Source organism: Micrococcus sp. 63XJN7_6_ISO-PGPR-S23-444 (genome assembly GCF_058072765.1).
Map to the genome: position 1 here is coordinate 2,271,075 of NZ_CM176516.1, position 14,779 is coordinate 2,285,853.

The following is a 14,779-nucleotide window of genomic DNA, read 5'->3' on the forward strand; positions in this document are numbered from 1 at the left end:
GCCCCTGCCCCACCCCTCGTCGAGGCCCGCAGACGCGCCGCTACGCCGTCGTCGTAGCGGCGTGTCTGCGGGCCTGGGCGGCGGGCCTCAACGGCCGGCCTCAACGGCCGGCCTCAGCGGTCGGCCGGGGCGGCGGGGCCCTTCCCTGAGCCACTCCCCAGGCACCTGCCAGCACAATCACAGGTCATACCTGGGTATGAGTCGGACGCCCCGAGGTTCATCCTCATGGCCCTGCCGGTGCGCCCACCCCCTCCGCGATGCTGGACGCAGGCCCCGCAGCGGGTCCGCCGCCGGGGTGCACGCGCCGATGGCCGCCCCGGCCCGACGCGCACTGGAGGAGAGGCACCATGACCGGCAGCATCCTGGACCACCCCACCCCGACGACGTCCCGCGCCTCCGACCCAGCCGCCGAGCAGGCGCAGCGGGACAGTGAATGCGTGGCCTTCTTCGTGGCGCTGGTGACGGCCGCCGTCGTGATGCTGGGCCTGAGCCTGTTCACGGGGGTCGAGGGGCTGCTCCGCCTGGCACTCACCGCGGGCGCCGGCCTGCTCGCCGGCGCCGTCGCGTGGGCCACCGCCCGCCCCGTCCTGGAGGACGACGCCCCGGGCGACTGACCCGGCTGCGCCCTCAGGGCCGCAGGCCGCGCAGGTACGTGTCCAGCAGCCAGCCCCGCTGGCCCGGGCCGTGGCCCAGCAGCTCGCACTCCGGCGACCGGGTGACCATGAGCAGGCCGAACAGGTAGTCCGCCCCGGTCACGTCCGGGCCCACGAGCCCGGCCCGCCGCGCCCCGGCCACCACCTGGTCCGCGAGCTCGAGGATCACACGCTCGGCCTCGGCGATGAGGGCCTCCGGCGGCCGGTCGGCTGGGTCGAAGTCGTCCCGGGCCGCCGCGAGCGAGGCCAGGTTCACGGCCCCCAGGTCCTCGGCGAGCCGCCGCCACCGCGCCTCGGCCCCGCCGTCGCGCTCGTCCCCGGCCGCCCCGTCGAGGAAGGCCTGCAGGATCCCTCCGGTGCGGGCCACGACGTCCTCGAGCACGGCGTCCAGCAGATCCCGACGCGTGGGGAAGTGCCCGTACAGCGTGCCCACGCCGACCCCGGCCTCCTGCGCCACCCCGCGGAGGGACATCGCGGCCCCCTGGGTGGCGATGAGACGGCCGGCGGCCGCCAGCAGGTCCTGGCGGTTGGCGCGGGCGTCGGCTCTCATGTCCCCATCATCCCACTCCGCCCGGCACCGCCCGGCGGCGGGGACCTGACGCCCTCGGGTCCACGCCTCGCCGGCCCGCCTCATCCCCGGGCATGACCCGCCGCCCGCGGAGGTGGTCCCCTCCTCCGATCCGCCCCGCCGGGTCCGCGCGGGAGAGTGGCCGCCATGGACACCTCTTCCCCCGCACACCCCTTCTCCCCCACGACCCCCGGCCCCGTCGCGCCGGGGCCGGGCACGCCGTCGTCGTCCGCCACCACGACGACGGCGCCCGCCGTCTGCGCCCGCGGCCTCACCCGCGCCTACGGGCGCGGTGACGCGCAGGTGCACGCCCTGCGCGGGGTGGACGTGGACTTCGCCTCGGGCGCGTTCACCGCGATCATGGGGCCCTCGGGGTCGGGCAAGTCGACGCTCCTGCACTGCCTGGCCGGGCTGGACGCGCGGACCTCGGGCTCCGTGAGGATCGGCGGCACGGAGATCACAGGACTGGACGACACCGCCCTGACCCGCCTGCGCCACCGCCCGCACGAGCTCTCGGGCGGTCAGCAGCAGCGCGTCGCCGTCGCCCGCGCCCTGCTCACCCGACCGGGCGTCGTGTTCGGGGACGAGCCCACCGGCAACCTGGACACCGCCACCTCCACCGAGGTGTGAGCAGGCGGGGCGCGGTGCGTGCGAGCCGCGCCCCACAGCTCGGCGCCGGTCCGCGGCCCCGGCGACGCGCCCGAGACCTCGTGACGGGGTCCCGGGCGCGCCCTACGCTGAGCCGCATGAGCGAGACCCTCCTCGCTGCCCCTGCCGCCCCCGCCGGCTCCCCCGCCTGGATCGACTACACCGCCCCCGACTTCGCCCGCCAGCAGGCCTTCTACGAGGCCCTCTTCGGCTGGTCCTTCACCGACTCCGGCGAGGAGTTCGGCCACTACCGCATGATCACCAAGGACGGCGCCTCCGTGGGCGGCGCCATGGACGCCGACCAGCTCTCGCAGATGACCGGCGAGGACGCCCCGCCCGCCGCGTGGACCGTGTACCTGCGCACACAGGACATGGACGCCACCCTCACCGCCGTGCGGGAGAACGGCGGCGCCGTGCTCGTGGACGCCATGCCCGTCGGCGACCTCGGTGTGATGGCCATGGCCGAGGGCCCGGGCCACGAGGTGGTGGGCTTCTGGCAGTCCGGCACCTTGGCCGGCCATGACCTGCCGCTCACCCCCGGCACCTCCGTGTGGTTCGAGCTCATGACGACCCGCTTCGACGAGTCCGCCGAGTTCTACCGCGCCGTGGCCGGCTGGCAGCCCACCCCGCTGGGGGACGACGGCGCCCCGGAGGACACGCAGACCGCGGCCGACGCCGAGGACGCGGCCCACGACGGCCCCCGCTACGCGACGAACCACCCGTTCGACCGCGCGACCGCGGGCCTGTGCGACGCGCGGGCCTGGCTGCCGCCGAACGCGGTGGGGTACTGGCGCATGTACATCGCCGTCGCGGACACGGACCGCGCGCTCGAGGTGATCCGCGAGCACGGCGGCACGGTCCTGGACGGCCCCCAGGACTCCCCGTTCGGCCGCGTCACCACCGTGCAGGACCCCGCCGGGGCCACGTTCCAAATCAACGAGCCGCCCGCGCAGGGCTGACCTGCGCCGCGGCCCTCACTCCTGCGCGGCGCGCCGGCCGTCGGAACGGCGGTAGGCCATCGCGAGCACGGCCCCGGAGAGGTTATGCCAGATCGAGAACACGGCGCCCGGCAGGGCTGCCGCCGGCGAGATGTACTGCGCGGCGAGGCCCGCGGCCAGGCCCGAGTTCTGCATGCCGACCTCGATCGAGACCGTGCGCGCCACGGGCGTGGGCAGCCGGAACAGCTTCGCCGCGCCGTAGCCGAGCAGGTAGCCGAGCCCGTTGTGCAGCACCACCGCTGCGAACACCAGCAGGCCCGCCGACAGCACGCGGGAGGCGCTGTTGCCGACGACGGCGGCCACCACCAGCGCGATGAACACCACCGAGACCCACGGCAGGGCGGGCAGCACGCGGTCGACGACGCGGCGCAGCAGCAGGCGCACGACGAGTCCGCCCAGGACCGGCAGGAGCACGATGTTCACGATGGACTTCGCCATGGCGCCGCCGTCGACGGCCATGTACTGGCCGGCCAGCCACAGGGTGAGCAACGGCGTGAGCAGCGGGGCCAGGAGCGTGGACACGGAGGTCATGGCCACGGAGAGGGCGGTGTCGGCGCGGGCGAGGTAGCTGACCACGTTCGAGGACGTGCCGCCCGGGGCCGAGCCCACGAGGATCACGCCCGCCGCGAGCTCGGGCGGCAGCTGGAGCACGACGGCGACGCCGAGCCCCAGCAGCGGCATGATCGCGTACTGCGCCACCACGCCCAGCAGCACGGGCAGCGGCCGGCGGGCGACGAGGCCGAAGTCCGGAAGGGTCAGCGTCAGGCCCATGCCGAACATGATGATCCCGAGGAACAGGTTGACCTGGGGCAGCAGCGTCTTCGCGGCGGTCGGGGCGAGGAAGCCCACGAGCGCGGCGGCGAGCACCAGCAGCGGGAAGACGGTGACGGCGATGCGTGCGGAGCGGTCTTCCGCGCGGCGGGCGTCGGTGGGGGCGGGATCCGGTGCGGTCATCCCGTCATGGTAGGAGCGCGACCGCGGTGCGTCGTCGCGTGACGCGGCGCCGTCGTCGGCCTTCCGGAATCTTCTGCGCCCCTGACCCTTCTGGACGTCCGCTCCCGCCCCAGAAGGGTCAGTTCCGCAGACGATCCTCCGCGCCACCGGCGTCGAGACCGCCACGCTCCGCGATCGCGGCCCGCACCAGCCCCGCCGTCTCGACGAATCCCCGCCACCGGTCCGTCCCCGCCACCCGGATGTTGAGCCAGCCCTGACGCAGGAACACCGCGTCCCGGCGGGTGTCCTTGCCGACCTGCGCGGCGCCGTCGTGGGTCTTGCCCTCGTAGTGGATCGCGATCCGCCACCACCGGTAGCCGAGGTCCGCGCTGGCGGGGTGCCACAGCGAGTAGTCCGGGTCCCAGAGCTCGATCTGCAGGTCCGGCTCGGGCAGCCCCGCGGCCATCAGCGCCAGGCGCAGTTCGGTCTCGGCCGGGGAGTCGGAACCGGTGCGCACGAGCGCGAGCGCCTCCCGCGCCCGCACGATCCCGGCCTCGCCGGTGTGCCGCTCGAGCGCGGCGCCGAGCTCCCGGCGGGTGGCCAGCGCGACCTTCCCCCGCCGTTCGTCCTCCCGTGCCAGCCGATCCCCCACCGCCACGAGCGCGTCTCGGTCCAGGACGGTGGCCAGGTGGAACCAGGTGTCGGCGTGCGAGGTCCATCGCAGCCCGTGCAGCCGGTCCCTCCGCACGAGGACGCGGTCCAGGTCCACGAGCCGGGTGCGCACGCCGGGCTCCCGTAGCACCCGGCGGGTGCGGGACCGCAGGACGGTAGGACGCACCCGGGCCTTCACGTCGTCCGGGAGGGGCCAGCCCAGCAACCGGGCCACGGACTCTCCGGTCACCACGACGTCGGGACGCATCGCCGCCAGGTCCTGCAGCCGGGACAGCTCGGTGGCGAGGGGACGCGCGGGCGGCGTCGCCCCGGTGACGGGGCCGATCCAGCGGTAGTGGCCGTGCGCGACGCGTTCGACGTCCCGGCTGCGCAGCCGCGACCCGGACACCCCGGCGGCCAGCGCCTGCGCCCGCGTGAACGGGGCGTCCTGGAGGTGGGCGGGGAAGGGTCCGGGCACGCGCATGGCCCCGATCCTGCTCGCTCCCGACGTCGGCGGGCCCGGTTGTCCACAGGCCCTGCGGAGGCGTCGGGCCGACGTCGTCGTGGACGTCCTGCCGCGCGCTGGGAATCCGTTGCACATCTGACCCTTCTGGGCCGCCGCGCAGCGCTCGGAAGGGTCGGATCCGCAGAAGATTCCGGGATCATCCGCTCAGCCCGTACTCCTTCAGCATCTTCCGGGCCTCCTGGGTGCCGGCCCTCTGCAGCTCGAGCAGCTGCGCGTAGATCCCGCCTGACTCGGCCAGCTCGGCCGGGGTCCCGATCTCCTGCACCTGCCCGCCGCGCAGCGTGACGATCCGGTCGACGGACGCGATCGTGCTCAGCCGGTGCGCCACGATCAGGCTCGACCGCCCCACCATCAGGTCCTCGAGGGCCGCCTGCACGAGCCGTTCGGACTTCGTGTCCAGTGCGGAGGTGGCCTCGTCCAGCACGAGGATCGGTGCGTCCTTGAGCACGGCCCGCGCCACCGCGATCCGCTGCCTCTGCCCGCCGGACAGCCGCAGCCCGCGCTCGCCGATCACCTGTTCGTAGCCGTCGTCGAACGCCTCCACGAACCGGTGCGCGTACGCGGCCTTGGCGGCGGCCCGGACGCGTTCGTTGGAGGCGCCGGCGTCCGCGTAGGCGATGTTCTCGCGCACCGTCCCGGAGAACAGGCTCGGCTCCTGGAACACGGTGGCGATCCGCCCGCGCAGCGCGGCCAGGTCCAGCCCGGCGACATCCTGTCCGAACACCTCGATGCGTCCGCTCGTCACCGGGTACAGACCCAGCAGCAGGTGCGCGATGGTCGACTTCCCGCCGCCCGACTCGCCCACGAGCGCCACCCTGGCACCCCGCGGGATGTCGAAGGACACGCGGTCCAGCACGGGGCGGGAGGCGTCGGCGTCGTAGGCGAAGGAGACCTCGTCGAAGCGCACGGCCGGCACGTCCGCGGGGACGCCCGGCGCACCCGGCACGACGTCGGCCCGCGGCTCCGCCGGCGTGCGCGGCGCCTCCGCACCCGCCACCGCGAGCGCCGCCCCGCCGGCCCGCTCGCGCTCCTCGGCGAGCACCTCGAAGTAGTCCTTCGACCCGGCGACGGCCCGCTGGGCGGAGTCCACGAGGAAGCTCATGGAGAAGATCGGCTGCCGGGCCATGTTCATCAGCTGCAGGAGGATCACCATGTCGCCCACGGAGAACAGGCCCTGCGCGGTGCGGACGAACACGATCAGGTACATCGCGCCGAAGGCCACGTTCAGGGCGAGCCGCCGCCCGGCGTCCATGCCGTGCCAGAACCGGGACTGCTGCCGGGTGATCCCCACGGTCCGCAGGAACCGGTCGCGGAACCCGGTGAGCTCGTGGTCCTGCCGGTTGTAGGCCCGCACCACGGACATCTGAGAGACCACCTCGGCGAACCGCCCCGAGGCGATGTCCACCTCCGTGTTCTTCTCCCCCTCCCACACCTGCCACTTCGCGGAGGTGCGGGCGGTGAGCCACATGTACACGGGGAAGACGACGGCCAGCAGGATCGCCAGCGGCCACCAGTAGAACGCGGTGATCACGAGCACCGCGGCGGTGGTGATGAGCATGGTGAACGCGTTGTTCGCGAAGAACTGCAGGAACTGGGTGAGCTCGTTGATGGTGCGGTTCAACCGGTTGACGACCCGCCCGGTGATCGCGGTGTCGAAGTACCGCTGGGGCAGGTGCAGCAGCTGCTCGAAGTACCGCGTGGAGAGGATGGTGCGCATGCGTGCGGCCATCACGTCGCCCCAGTAGCCGCCGACGCTCACCACCAGGGTGGTCGCCACCTCGACGGCGAGGAACGCGACCGCCAGCCAGGTCACCGCGGTGACGGCCTCGGCCACGTCGGTCTCCCCCGCGACGGCGGCGACGATCCGGTCCGTGGCCGCACCGATCAGGAACGGGGTGGCCAGGGCCAGCACCGCGGCCAGCACGGAGCTGACGGCGATGCCGAGGTAGAGGCGGTGGAGCTGGGGCGCAAGGCGCAGGATGCGGAGCAGCGACGTCACCGGGCCAGGCTAGTGGCCGGGGCGGACATCAGCGCGGGCCGGCCGGCCCGCCAGGACGTCAGAACGGGGGCGTGGCGGCGACGGCGGCCAGCACGGGGTGCAGCAGCGGGGCCACGCCGTGCCCGCCCGGTGCGGCCGGGGCGGCGGGGTCCATCCAGTGCAGCTCGACGATCTCGTCCGTCGGCTCGGGGACCTCGTGCCGGGCGACGGGCCGCCACAGCGCGAACACCTCCGAGTGCAGGGCGGCACCGGGCTCGTTGGCCGCGGCGGTGTCCCACGCACCGAGGCGGGTCAGCTCGTCCGGGCGCAGGCGCAACCCGGTCTCCTCGGCCACCTCGCGGACGGCGGTGTCCACGGCGGCCTCGCCGGGCAGGTGCTTGCCGCCGGGGAACATGAACATGGCGGTGCCGGCCTTGCGGACGGTCAGCACGCGGCGGTCCGGGCGGGCCAGCACGACGGCGGAGACGCGGATGACCTCCCCGCCCGCGACGGTCGGCGTGCGGGCGGAGTCGGAGGGGGAAGGACTCATGCCCCCATCATCCTCCCCGGGCGGCTCAGAGGAGCGTGAGCCCCACCTTCACGGCGATTCCCAGCATGAGCACGCCCACCACGGCGTCCACGATCCGCCACGTCCGCGCCGAGTCCATGGACGGGGCGAGCTTGGTGCCGCCCCAGCCGAGCGCGGTGAACCAGACGAGCGAGGCCGCCACCGCGCCGCCCACGTACACCCACTTCGCCGCCCCGAACGTCTGCGCGAAGGTGCCCATCATCACCACGGTGTCGAGGATGGCGTGCGGGTTCACCAGGGAGACGGACAGCGCCAGCAGGATGATCCGCGGCAGCGGCGTCTGCGGGCGGTCCAGCGCCACGCGGCGCGGCTGCACGCGCTGCCGCACCGCCACCGACCCGCCGCCCGAGGGGGCGCCGAAGCCGGGCGCGCCGTCGTCGTGACGGCCGACGCCGGCCCCGGCCGGCTCGCGATCGGCCAGGCGGCCGGTCGCCGGGTCGATCAGCGGCAGCTCGCCGGTGAGGACCGCGAGGTCGATGCGGTCAGGGCCGTGCCCGGTCCCCTCGACGTCCGCGGCCGCGGTGGTGAGGGTCCGGTCCCCGCGCCAGGCGGAGCGCAGCGCGCCCACGGCGAACGCGAGGAGGTAGACCACGCCGGCCACGGTCAGCGCGGGCACGAGCCACGGCCAGCGTTCGGCCACCACGCCCACGCCGCCGGCGCCGAGCACGAGCAGCGCCACATCGGCCACGAAGCACACGGTCAGGACGGTCCACACGCGGTCGCGTCGGACGATCTGGCGCAGCAGGAACAGGGTCTGCGCGCCGATGGCGACGATGAGGGCGAGGTAGGTCAGGAATCCGGTGGCGAAGATGGTCACCGAGCGAGGATAGGAGCCGTCCCACGTCCGTGCCATCGCGATCTTCTTCAAGATCTGAAGACATCCTTCATGACCACCCCTACCCTGGACCGCATGAACTCCGACCACCTGCGCGCCCTCGTCGCGGCCGTCGACCACGGCACCTTCGACGCCGCCGCGGACTCCCTGCGGATCTCCGGCTCGGCCTTCTCGCAGCGGATCAAGGCCCTCGAGCGGCAGGTGGGCCAGGTGCTCCTGGCCCGCACCGTCCCCGTCCGGCCGACCGCGGCCGGAGAGCGCCTGCTCCGTCTCGCCCGGCAGACCCTCGCACTCGAGGACGAGGCGCTCGCCGCGCTCGGCCGCGGCGACGGAGGCCGCGTGCCGCTGCGCGTGGCCCTCAACGCGGACTCCCTCGACACGTGGTGGGAGCCCGTGCTGCGCGAGGCGGCGACGTGGGACGACGTCGTCCTGCAGATGCAGTCCGAGGATCAGGAGCACACCGCCGTCCTGCTGCGGGACGGCGCGGTCGTGGCCGCCGTGACGGACGACCCCACGCCCGTGGCCGGGTGCACCTCCACCCCGCTGGGCACGATGCGCTATCACGCGGTGTGCGCGTCCTTCCTGCTGGAGCTGCACCGCGACGCGCGGGGCCGGGTGGACTTCGGCTCGCTGCCGATCGTGGACTACGGCCCCCGTGACGGCCTGCAGCACACGGTGCTGCGCCGCGTCACCCGCGGCCGGCCCGTGGCCGACCCGCCGACCCACCTCGTGCCGTCCGTGCACGCGTATCTGCGGGCGGTGGAGCTCGGGCTGGGCTGGGGCATGCTCCCCTCGGTGCAGATCCCGCCGGGCGTGCTCGAGGGCCGGCACCCCGACCTCGAGCCGATCCCGGCCCTCGGCGCGGCCGACGTGCACCTGCACTGGCAGCGCTGGACGGCCGGGACCGCGGCTCTGGACCGCCTCACGGACGCGGTGCTGCGCGCCGCGCCCTCGGCGGGGGACACCGCGGACTGACGGGCGCATTCGAGACTCTCCCGGACACACCGCGACCCCCGCCGGAGGGGCGGGGGTCGCGGTCACGGGCCGCTCGGGGCGGCCGGGGTCGGGTCAGCGGGCGTCGCCGGTGCCCGGGCGGCGGGTGGCGTCGCCCAGGGTGCCGTCGGCCTCGCGACGGCGGGCGTCCGCGCCCTCGGTGCGCACGTCGCCGGCGCGGTCGTCCACGCGGTGCACGTCGTGGTCACGGTGCGCGCCGGCCACGTGGTGGTCGCGGCGCACGGGCTCGGCGTGCACCTCACGCTTGCGGCGACCGGCCAGGCCCGCGAGGCCCAGCAGGCCGGCCAGGCCCCACAGGCCCCAGTTGCCGTTGTCGTCCTTCTCCTCCTCCTGGGGGGCGGGCGACTCGGAGGCCGGTGCCGTGGTGGCGGTCTCGGTGGCCGGGGCCGTGGTCTGCGCGACGGCGGCGGGGGCACCGAGGCCGGTGACGACGGCGGCGCCGAGGGTCAGGGCGGTGGCGGTGCGGCGGATGTCAGTCATGATCGTGCTCCTCTCACCGGCGGCCTGCGCCGACCGGCGTCGGGGTGGATCGGCCGGAAGTCCCGGACGACCCTGTCGGTCATACACAGGCACCGTACGCATAGGGGGGTGGGGATACGTCAACGGTTGCCGTCCCGGGGTCAGGGCCGGCCGGCCCGGGCGGAGCCGCAGCAGGAGCCCGCAGCCCCCGGCCCGGCGCGCCCCGGGGTGCAGGGCACGACGACGTCGAAACGCGTCCACCCGCCCTCGGACGCCACGGTCACGTCCCCGCCGTGGCTGCGCGCGATCGAGCGCACGATGGCCAGACCCAGACCCGTGGACGGCTCCGTGCCCGGGGGGCCCGTCCGGCCCTTCCCGGGGCCGCGGACGAAGCGGTGGAAGAGGGTGGCGTGTCGGTCGGCCGGGATGCCGCCGCCGTCGTCGTGGACGCTGACGAGCATGAAGCCGGGCCGGGGCTGGTCCTGCCGCACGGAGGCCGTGACGGTGGTCCCGACGGGGGTGTGCTTGGCCGCGTTGGAGAGCAGGTTGCCGACCACGCGGGCCAGCTGCGACCGGTCACCGGTGACGGACCGCTGGGTGCCCGGCTCCACCCCCTCGGGCAGGTCCACCACCCACGTGTGGTCCGGCCACGCCGCGCGGGCGTCCATCACCCCCTCGAGGACCACCTCGGACAGATCCACCCGTTCGGCCAGCGCCACCTCCTCGGAGGGCTCCAGGCCCATGGCCCGGCCGCGCGAGACGGACTCGAGCCGTTCGAGCAGGAGCATGTCGTCCACGAGGGCGGCCATCCGGTCGGCCTGGAACAGCACCCGGTCGAGCGACCGCCGGCCGGCCGCGGAGAGCTCCTCCGTCATCGCGATCATCTCGGCGTAGCCGCGCACCGAGGCGAGCGGCGTGCGCAGCTCGTGGGAGGCGTCCGCCATGAACCGGCGCATCTGCTGCTCCTGCACGCGGCGCTGCTCCAGGGCCGCCTCGACCGAGCCGGTGAACCGTTCGAGCGCCTGGGCGACGACGGCCACCTCGTCCGGCCCCTGCAGGAGCCGAGGCGGCATGCGTGAGTCCTCCGGATCGAGCCCGGCGCGGGCCATGTCCACCTGGGCGACCCGCTCGGCGACGGCGGCGACCTCGCGCAGCGGGGCCAGTCCCCGACGCAGCCACAGGGTCACCAGGATCGCGGTGGTGAGGACGGTGACGGACAGTCCGACGGCGACCGCGAGCAGCGCCTGCCGTGTGACGTCGGACATGGCGCCCGTCGGCGCCCCCACCACGAGCACCTGGTCCGCGGCCACCCAGGGGCCCGGCGCGGTCAGGGTCTGGGCCTGGACGCGATAGGAGACGTCGCCGACGACGGCGTCCAGCATCGGCCCGCCCGGCCGGTCCCGGAGGGCGTGCAGAAGGTCGTGGGCCTCCCGCGCCGTGAGCGGCACGGACTCCCCGGCGTCACCGACCCGGTGCCCGATGAGGGCGTCCTGCTGATGCTCCTCCAGACCGGAGAGCGGGACGAGCGCGACCACCGTGCCCTCGGGCTGGCCGAGGGTGCCCGGCACGCGGAGGTCCCCCTGCCCCGGGCCGCCGTCGCCCCCTCCGCCCGGCGAGGGGGCCGTCAGCTGCTCCGAGGCGCGGATCCATGCTTCGGAGGCGTCCCGGGAGGCGGATTCGGTCAGCAGGGCCTTCGTGATGCCGGCCGCGTAGAACGAGTAGGCCAGGATGGTGGCCATCAGGATCAGAAGGACGCCGGCGCCGATGCGTCGGGCCAGCGACGTGGGCCGCCTGCGGCGGGTGCTGCCGTGCCCCGACGGGACCGCGGCGGTCTCAGGCAGGCCGGATGACATACCCGGCGCCGCGGATGGTGTGGATCATGGGATCCCGGTCCGCGTCGATCTTCTTCCGCAGGTAGGAGATGTACAGCTCGACGATGTTCGCGCGGCCGCCGAAGTCGTAGCCCCAGACGTCCTGCAGGATGCGCTCCTTGGAGAGCACCGTGCGGACGTTGGCCATGAGGAACTTCAGCAGGTTGTACTGCGTGGCCGTCAGCTCGATCTCGTCGCCGCCGCGGGTCACCTCGTGGGTGCGGGTGTTCATCACCAGGTCGCCGACCACGAGCACCTCGGAGCCGCCCGAGACCACGCCGGAGCGCTGCACGAGCCGGTGCGCGCGGATGAGCACCTCCTCCATGGAGAAGGGCTTGGTCACGTAGTCGTCGCTGCCGGCGGCCAGGCCCGCCACGCGGTCCTCGGTCGCGTCCTTGGCGGTGAGGAACATGGCGGGCATCTCCGACCAGTGGGCGCGCAGGCGATCCAGGACGTCCAGGCCGTCCATGTCCGGCAGCATGACGTCCAGGATCGCCAGGTCCGGACGGCCGGCGGTGCCCAGCTCGGCGGCGGTCGCGCCGTCGTGGGCCACGATCACCTCCCAGCCGCAGAGGGTGAAGCCCATGGAGAGCAGGTCGGCGATCATCGGCTCGTCGTCCACGACGAGCACCCGCACCGGCGCGCCGTCCGGGTGCGAGAGCTCGGGCAGGACCTTCTTCAGCTCCGCCATGGATGACGGGCCGGTGGTGCTCTGGATGGGGCTCACAAGGTTCCTCTACGTTCAAGAGACGGTTCACGGTGCCCACGCGGACGTCGCGGGCTGCGGGGGACGAGCGCCTCGCGACGGAGGGGCGACGCCGTTCCGGGGGATGGCGGACGGGCGGCGACCGGAGGCCGGGGGGTGCGCGGATCCCCCCTCGACGGAGCCCCATGCTACGCGGATCAGCCGGGTCGGCCCAGAGTCTTCTCGGATTGCGGACATCAGCGTGACTCGTCACAGCCCTGACGCATCCGGCGGCGCCACCGGGGCCGCCCTGTGCTGACGCCGCGCCGCGTGGCCCGCGTCAGTCGACCGGCTTCATGGCCCAGTGCGTGGCCAGGGTGCCGAACATGTGGGTCTCGTGCCCGATGTTCACGAAGCCGGCCTCGGCGAAGAGGTCCGCGACCTCGTCCGGCGTGTGGAACGCCTTCGTCGAGGAGGACAGGTACGCGTAGGCCTCCGGCCGGTCGGCGATCAGCTTCGCCAGCTGTGGCATCACCCGGTGGATGTAGAAGGAGGAGAAGGGCTTGAGCACGTTGTCCGGCGCCGGCGACGTCTCGAGGGCCGCGACCCAGCCGCCCGGGCGCAGCACACGGAACTGCTCGGCGAGGGTCGCCGGGATGTCCGCGACGTTGCGCAGCAGGTAGCCGTGGGTCACGGCGTCGAACGAGCCGGCCTCGAACGGCAGGTCCGTGGCGTCCGCGACGACCCACTCGATGCGGTCCCCGCCCGCGCGGGCACGGCCGACCTCCATCATCTCGGCGGCGATGTCGGCGCCCACCACCTGCGCGTCGGGGTGCTGCTTGAGCACCTCGAACGCGAGGTCCCCGGTGCCGGTGGCCAGGTCGAGCACGCGGGCCTGCGCGGGGATGTTGGCCCGCGCCACCGTGCGGCGCACCAGGCGCGGCTCCTGACCCCATGTCATGACGGCGTTCATCAGGTCGTAGCGGCCGGCGATGGCGTCGAACATCGCGGAGACCCGGTCGTGGTGGTCGGCGGCGCCGCGCTGCGCGTCGCCGCGCGGGGCGGGGAGGGGGTTCTGGCTCACCAGGCCACCGTATCCCGCCCACCTCCCCCGACGACGCCCCTCACCGGGATTGCACAGGGGAGTTAGGTTGCCCTAATCTTCCAGAGTTACCTCACGTCGGTGTTTGCTAATACCGGCCCGGCAGGGCCGACGCATCCTCCGACCGCAGACCCGACCCCCTCCGCCCGGCGCCCGCGCGTCGCGACCGTGAAAGGCCACCACCATGGCACCGTCCCCCCTGTCCCGCCGCTCCCTCCTCGCCAGCGGGGGAGTCGGGCTCACCCTCCTGCTCGCCGCGTGCTCCACCGGCCCGGCCGGAGGCTCGGCCTCGTCCTCGTCGGCCGGTGCGTCGTCGTCAGACGCCGCGGGCGGGGACGCCGCGTTCCCGCGCAGCATCGAGCACGTCTACGGCACCACCGAGATCCCGCAGCGCCCGGCCCGCGTGGCCACCGTGTCCTGGGTGAACCAGGACGTGGCCCTCGCCCTCGGGGTGGTGCCGGTGGGCGTGGCCGCCGTGGAGTTCGGCGGGAACGCGGAGAAGTCCACCGACTGGTTCGACGCGAAGCTCGCCGAGACCGAGGGCGCCCAGAAGCCCGTGCAGTGGTCCGAGGCCTCCGGCATCGACGCCGAGGCGATCGCCGCCGTGAAGCCGGACGTCATCCTCGCCGTCTACTCCGGCATCACGCAGGAGGACTACGACCGCCTCTCGAAGATCGCCCCCACAGTGGCCTACCCGAAGGACGTCCCCGCCTACGGCACCTCGTGGCAGCAGTCCACGGAGGTCATCGGCCGCGTGCTCGGCAAGGAGCAGGAGGCGGAGGAGCTCATCGCGGACCTCGAGCAGCAGATCAAGGACGCCGGCGAGAAGCACGCGGGCCTCCAGGGCGCGTCCTTCGTCTACGGCACCATCGACCCCGCCGCCGCGGACCAGATCAGCATCTACACGGACGTGGACAACCGCCCGAAGTTCCTCGAGCTGCTCGGCATGGAGCAGGCGCCGGTGGTGACGGAGAACTCCCCGGAGGACCAGGCGTTCTTCTTCACGTGGTCGCCCGAGCGCGCGGACGAGCTGGAGTCGGACGTGTTCGTCTCCTGGGCCGCCCAGGACTCGGTCCGCGAGGCCATCGAGTCCGACCCCCTGCTGGGCTCGATCCCGGCCGTGAAGGCCGGCGCCCTCGTCCTGCAGACGGACGAGCAGGAGGTCCTCTCCGTCTCCGCGATCTCCCCGCTGTCCATCCCGTTCGCGCTCGAGAAGGTCGTCCCGCCGATCGCCGAGGCCGCGAAGACCGCGCAGGGCTGATCCCTCCC

General features: G+C 74.1%; 14 protein-coding genes and 1 pseudogene. 5 read left to right on the plus strand and 10 right to left on the minus strand.

Features of this window, described 5'->3' with window-relative positions; genetic code table 11:
* Positions 1–347 precede the first annotated feature (347 nt).
* Positions 348–614: a hypothetical protein gene (locus AC3RJ9_RS10445; RefSeq protein ID WP_020625619.1), complete on the plus strand. Its 267-nt coding sequence runs from the start codon at positions 348–350 to the stop codon at positions 612–614.
* A 13-nt stretch (positions 615–627) separates the two neighbouring features.
* Here AC3RJ9_RS10445 and AC3RJ9_RS10450 read toward each other — a convergent pair whose 3' ends face one another.
* On the minus strand, positions 628–1,203 hold the full coding sequence (locus AC3RJ9_RS10450) for a TetR/AcrR family transcriptional regulator (protein WP_061866764.1): 576 nt from the start codon (positions 1,201–1,203) through the stop codon (positions 628–630).
* A 165-nt stretch (positions 1,204–1,368) separates the two neighbouring features.
* Between AC3RJ9_RS10450 and AC3RJ9_RS10455 the strand changes: the two are divergent.
* Both AC3RJ9_RS10455 and AC3RJ9_RS10460 read left to right on the plus strand, forming a co-directional pair.
* A pseudogene (locus AC3RJ9_RS10455) lies at positions 1,369–1,848 on the plus strand (ABC transporter ATP-binding protein); the annotation flags it as partial.
* Positions 1,849–1,967: 119 nt separating this feature from the next.
* Positions 1,968–2,828: a VOC family protein gene (locus AC3RJ9_RS10460; protein ID WP_036382371.1), complete on the plus strand. Its 861-nt coding sequence runs from the start codon at positions 1,968–1,970 to the stop codon at positions 2,826–2,828.
* A 15-nt stretch (positions 2,829–2,843) separates the two neighbouring features.
* Here AC3RJ9_RS10460 and AC3RJ9_RS10465 read toward each other — a convergent pair whose 3' ends face one another.
* The 5 genes from AC3RJ9_RS10465 to AC3RJ9_RS10485 form a co-directional block, all read right to left on the minus strand.
* On the minus strand, positions 2,844–3,821 hold the full coding sequence (locus AC3RJ9_RS10465; protein ID WP_036382369.1) for a bile acid:sodium symporter family protein: 978 nt from the start codon (positions 3,819–3,821) through the stop codon (positions 2,844–2,846).
* Positions 3,822–3,939: 118 nt separating this feature from the next.
* Positions 3,940–4,935: a hypothetical protein gene (locus AC3RJ9_RS10470; RefSeq protein ID WP_123244128.1), complete on the minus strand. Its 996-nt coding sequence runs from the start codon at positions 4,933–4,935 to the stop codon at positions 3,940–3,942.
* Positions 4,936–5,113: 178 nt separating this feature from the next.
* A complete protein-coding gene (locus tag AC3RJ9_RS10475; protein WP_061873187.1) occupies positions 5,114–6,976 on the minus strand; it encodes an ABC transporter ATP-binding protein in 1,863 nt (620 codons plus the stop codon).
* A 58-nt stretch (positions 6,977–7,034) separates the two neighbouring features.
* On the minus strand, positions 7,035–7,505 hold the full coding sequence (locus AC3RJ9_RS10480) for an NUDIX hydrolase (RefSeq protein ID WP_061866760.1): 471 nt from the start codon (positions 7,503–7,505) through the stop codon (positions 7,035–7,037).
* 25 nt (positions 7,506–7,530) lie between these two features.
* On the minus strand, positions 7,531–8,361 hold the full coding sequence (locus AC3RJ9_RS10485) for a LysE/ArgO family amino acid transporter (protein WP_231862037.1): 831 nt from the start codon (positions 8,359–8,361) through the stop codon (positions 7,531–7,533).
* Positions 8,362–8,430: 69 nt separating this feature from the next.
* Between AC3RJ9_RS10485 and AC3RJ9_RS10490 the strand changes: the two genes are divergently transcribed.
* Positions 8,431–9,354 carry an ArgP/LysG family DNA-binding transcriptional regulator gene (locus AC3RJ9_RS10490; RefSeq protein WP_084776531.1) on the plus strand — a complete coding sequence of 308 codons (924 nt, stop codon included), beginning with the start codon at positions 8,431–8,433 and terminating at the stop codon, positions 9,352–9,354.
* A gap of 93 nt (positions 9,355–9,447) precedes the next feature.
* On the opposite strand, the gene AC3RJ9_RS10495 is transcribed toward AC3RJ9_RS10490, so the two are convergent.
* The 4 genes from AC3RJ9_RS10495 to AC3RJ9_RS10510 all read right to left on the minus strand — a co-directional run bounded on the left by AC3RJ9_RS10495 (position 9,448) and on the right by AC3RJ9_RS10510 (position 13,492).
* Positions 9,448–9,873, minus strand: coding sequence for a WGxxGxxG family protein (locus AC3RJ9_RS10495; protein ID WP_061866758.1), 426 nt, complete (start codon positions 9,871–9,873; stop codon positions 9,448–9,450).
* Between the two features lie 140 nt (positions 9,874–10,013).
* Complete coding sequence (locus AC3RJ9_RS10500) at positions 10,014–11,591, minus strand: HAMP domain-containing sensor histidine kinase (RefSeq protein ID WP_223247485.1); 1,578 nt, start codon at positions 11,589–11,591, stop codon at positions 10,014–10,016.
* A 94-nt stretch (positions 11,592–11,685) separates the two neighbouring features.
* Positions 11,686–12,414: a response regulator transcription factor gene (locus tag AC3RJ9_RS10505; protein ID WP_036314541.1), complete on the minus strand. Its 729-nt coding sequence runs from the start codon at positions 12,412–12,414 to the stop codon at positions 11,686–11,688.
* 334 nt (positions 12,415–12,748) lie between these two features.
* Positions 12,749–13,492, minus strand: a complete 744-nt coding sequence (locus AC3RJ9_RS10510) for a ubiquinone/menaquinone biosynthesis methyltransferase (protein WP_036314489.1) — start codon at positions 13,490–13,492, stop codon at positions 12,749–12,751.
* A 202-nt stretch (positions 13,493–13,694) separates the two neighbouring features.
* Between AC3RJ9_RS10510 and AC3RJ9_RS10515 the strand changes: the two genes are divergently transcribed.
* A complete protein-coding gene (locus tag AC3RJ9_RS10515; protein WP_036314491.1) occupies positions 13,695–14,771 on the plus strand; it encodes an ABC transporter substrate-binding protein in 1,077 nt (358 codons plus the stop codon).
* The last annotated feature ends 8 nt before the right edge of the window (positions 14,772–14,779 follow it).

What these genes read in the sequence shown, in the direction of transcription:
- AC3RJ9_RS10445 (WP_020625619.1), top strand. Translation starts at nt 348, where the DNA reads ATGACCGGCAGCATCCTGGACCACCCCACCCCGACGACGTCCCGCGCC.
- AC3RJ9_RS10450 (WP_061866764.1), bottom strand. Translation starts at nt 1,203, where the DNA reads ATGAGAGCCGACGCCCGCGCCAACCGCCAGGACCTGCTGGCGGCCGCC.
- AC3RJ9_RS10460 (WP_036382371.1), top strand. Translation starts at nt 1,968, where the DNA reads ATGAGCGAGACCCTCCTCGCTGCCCCTGCCGCCCCCGCCGGCTCCCCC.
- AC3RJ9_RS10465 (WP_036382369.1), bottom strand. Translation starts at nt 3,821, where the DNA reads ATGACCGCACCGGATCCCGCCCCCACCGACGCCCGCCGCGCGGAAGAC.
- AC3RJ9_RS10470 (WP_123244128.1), bottom strand. Translation starts at nt 4,935, where the DNA reads ATGCGCGTGCCCGGACCCTTCCCCGCCCACCTCCAGGACGCCCCGTTC.
- AC3RJ9_RS10480 (WP_061866760.1), bottom strand. Translation starts at nt 7,505, where the DNA reads ATGAGTCCTTCCCCCTCCGACTCCGCCCGCACGCCGACCGTCGCGGGC.
- AC3RJ9_RS10490 (WP_084776531.1), top strand. Translation starts at nt 8,431, where the DNA reads ATGACCACCCCTACCCTGGACCGCATGAACTCCGACCACCTGCGCGCC.
- AC3RJ9_RS10495 (WP_061866758.1), bottom strand. Translation starts at nt 9,873, where the DNA reads ATGACTGACATCCGCCGCACCGCCACCGCCCTGACCCTCGGCGCCGCC.
- AC3RJ9_RS10500 (WP_223247485.1), bottom strand. Translation starts at nt 11,591, where the DNA reads ATGGCCACCATCCTGGCCTACTCGTTCTACGCGGCCGGCATCACGAAG.
- AC3RJ9_RS10505 (WP_036314541.1), bottom strand. Translation starts at nt 12,414, where the DNA reads ATGGCGGAGCTGAAGAAGGTCCTGCCCGAGCTCTCGCACCCGGACGGC.
- AC3RJ9_RS10515 (WP_036314491.1), top strand. Translation starts at nt 13,695, where the DNA reads ATGGCACCGTCCCCCCTGTCCCGCCGCTCCCTCCTCGCCAGCGGGGGA.